The organism is Arthrobacter sp. (genome assembly GCF_031988865.1).
Taxonomy (GTDB): Bacteria; Actinomycetota; Actinomycetes; order Actinomycetales; family Micrococcaceae; genus Arthrobacter_B.
Map to the genome: position 1 here is coordinate 1 of NZ_DALZXY010000090.1, position 2,437 is coordinate 2,437.

Genomic DNA, 2,437 nt, shown 5'->3' on the forward strand with positions numbered 1-2,437 from the left:
CGCGGGCGGCCCGGCCCACGGCTGCGCGGACCAGCCGTGCCGGCAGCAGCTCTTCCATCGGATAGCCGCTGTGCAGGGCAATGGCACCGGCAGGCGTCTCCTGCATGGTGGCACCGACGGGATTGGGCGGCATGCGGGCAGGCCCCAGCGCCGTCGTCTGCCAGGAAAAATCGGCGTGCCGCACCGCGGTGCGGCGGGCCACGAAGTTACCCGCTCCGGGCCGTGTTTCCACCCTGCCCTCGGAAGCCAGCTTCCGGATCACGCGCTGGACGGTCACCGGGCTGACGGAGTGACGCGTGACGAGTTCACGCGTTGTAGGCAGCCTGCTGCCCGCGGGGTGCGAACCGGCGAACAGGCGCAGCTCGGCCTCCAGCCCAGCCGGAGACTTCGGCCCTGCATCCACTTCCACGGTCTACCGCCTTTTGTTCGGGTGGGTATTTTCACCAGACCCGCATATTGCTACTCTAAATAGTGAAGACTAACAATAGCGCTACTCCACTTCTTTTGCCACCGCTATCCAGGCGCAGAACCCGGCCGGGCGGCAGTATTCCCCAGGGGCCGCTTTTTGGCTTCCTTGGCGTTCTGGCCTTCTCCTTTACGCTGCCGTTCACCCGTGTTGCGGTGGAGGACCTGGACCCGTGGCTGGTCGGCGGCGGACGGGCGGTCGTAGCCGCAGTCCTCGCGGCAGCGGTGCTTGCCCTGACCCGCTCCCGCCTCCCCAAAGCGGCACAGTGGTGGCGCCTGAGCATCGTCGCGGCGGGGGTGGTCGCGGGGTTTCCGCTGCTAACCTCCTTCGCCCTGCAGTCCGTCCCGGCCTCCCACGGGGCGGTGGTAATTGGCCTGCTTCCCGCTGCCACCGCAGTTGCCGCCGTGCTCCGCGCCGGGGAGCGCCCATCCGTGCGGTTCTGGGCCGCCTCCTTGGCCGGCGCCTGTGCTGCCGTGGGGTTTGTCCTGCTCGATGCCGGAGGATTCAGCGGGCTGGGCGCGGGCGACCTTCTTCTGCTCGGCGCCGTCGTCCTTGCCGCCTTCGGTTATGCCGAAGGCGGCCTGCTGGCCAGGGAGCTCGGGGCGTGGCAGACCATCTGCTGGGCCCTGGTGCTGGCACTTCCGGCCATGCTGATTCCCACGGGCATGGGGCTGTCCGCCGGAGTCCCTGAGGCCTCCCCTGCAGCGTGGCTGGCGTTCGGATACCTGGCCGTCATCAGTATGTTCCTGGGCTTTTTCGCCTGGTACCGCGGATTGGGTATCGGACCCATTTCCGCGATTTCCCAGATCCAACTGGTGCAGCCCTTCCTCACCCTGGCTTGGGCCGCCCTCCTACTCGGCGAGGACTTCACACTGGCGAACGGGCTGGGAGCGGTGGTGATCGTGGGGTGCGCCGCGGCTGCCGTCCGCAGCCGGGTTTCCCGGCGGGCGGCAGCGCCTCAGTAAGCCGGTCTAAGTGGCGGTGATGCCGGCGGCAGCCCCGGCGTCGTGCGCTTCCTCGCCCTCGTCCGGAACCCAGTGCAACAGGTCTCCGGGCTGGCAGTCCAGCACCTCGCACAACGCGGCCAGGGTGGTGAACCGGACCGCCTTGGCCCGCCCGTTCTTAAGCACGGCGAGGTTGGCTGGAGTGATCCCGATCCGCTCGGCCAGGACACCGACGGGCATCTTGCGGCGGGCGAGCATCACATCGATGTCCACAATGATCGGCACTAGATCACCTCGTCGAGCTGGCTGCGCAGGTCCTTTGCCGCAGCATCGGTGGCTACCGCTTGTGCGAGCAGGGCACGCATCACGACGACGACGAGTGCGACGCCGGCGATCGCCACCGCTATCCCGCCAACCAGCAGGACGATTCCGGGAGCCACGGCCTCCCCGGGAGCCAGGAGGAACCCCAGCGCAACCATCAGGACAGCAGCAGCAGCGACCGCACCGATGATGATGTCCACCCAGCGGAAAGCCCCTGCCGAGAACACTGTCCCCTTCCGGACCATCGTGAGGAGCCTCCAGACGCCGATGAGGGTGACCTGGAAAGTCAGGATCCCCAGGAGCACAACGACGAGCACCGGCACGCGGATGGCGGCAAGGCCCGGACCCGCCTCACTGAGGTCAACACCCAGCAGCGGTACCATCACGGCCTGGACGAACAAGGTTCCTGCCAGCACTGCAGCCATCAGGATGCGCAGGACAAGGATGGTCGGTTTTCCCATGGCGGTCTCCTCTGCCGGGTGCGTGCCTTCAGTATCTATCGGTAATCGATAGATCGTCAAGCTACGGCCCTTGCGTCCGACCGCCTGAACACAGGCGGTACTCACGGGCGTTGAGCACGGGTTCCCACTGTTTGCTGCCTGAAGTGACTGGTGTGACCTCATTTGCCACAGGAGGCTACCTAGAGCGGGAACGCGTGACGCAAGCGTGCAGCGGGCCTTAATCGCGGCATGAGAAAACCCCTCCC

At 66.9% G+C, this 2,437-nt stretch carries 4 protein-coding genes; 1 reads left to right on the plus strand and 3 read right to left on the minus strand.

Features of this window, described 5'->3' with window-relative positions; all coding sequences use genetic code 11:
* The coding region (locus RTN46_RS14050; RefSeq protein ID WP_312182292.1) for a GntR family transcriptional regulator at positions 1–409 on the minus strand (409 nt) is incomplete at its 3' end.
* 95 nt (positions 410–504) lie between these two features.
* Here RTN46_RS14050 and RTN46_RS14055 point away from each other — a divergent pair.
* Positions 505–1,431: a DMT family transporter gene (locus RTN46_RS14055; RefSeq protein ID WP_312182293.1), complete on the plus strand. Its 927-nt coding sequence runs from the start codon at positions 505–507 to the stop codon at positions 1,429–1,431.
* Between the two features lie 6 nt (positions 1,432–1,437).
* Here the strand turns inward: RTN46_RS14055 and RTN46_RS14060 are convergent, their stop codons facing one another.
* Positions 1,438–1,695, minus strand: a complete 258-nt coding sequence (locus tag RTN46_RS14060; RefSeq protein WP_312182294.1) for a helix-turn-helix transcriptional regulator — start codon at positions 1,693–1,695, stop codon at positions 1,438–1,440.
* On the minus strand, positions 1,695–2,192 hold the full coding sequence (locus tag RTN46_RS14065) for a DUF2975 domain-containing protein (protein ID WP_312182295.1): 498 nt from the start codon (positions 2,190–2,192) through the stop codon (positions 1,695–1,697). The genes RTN46_RS14060 and RTN46_RS14065 overlap by 1 nt, the downstream gene beginning before the upstream one ends.
* Positions 2,193–2,437 lie beyond the last annotated feature (245 nt).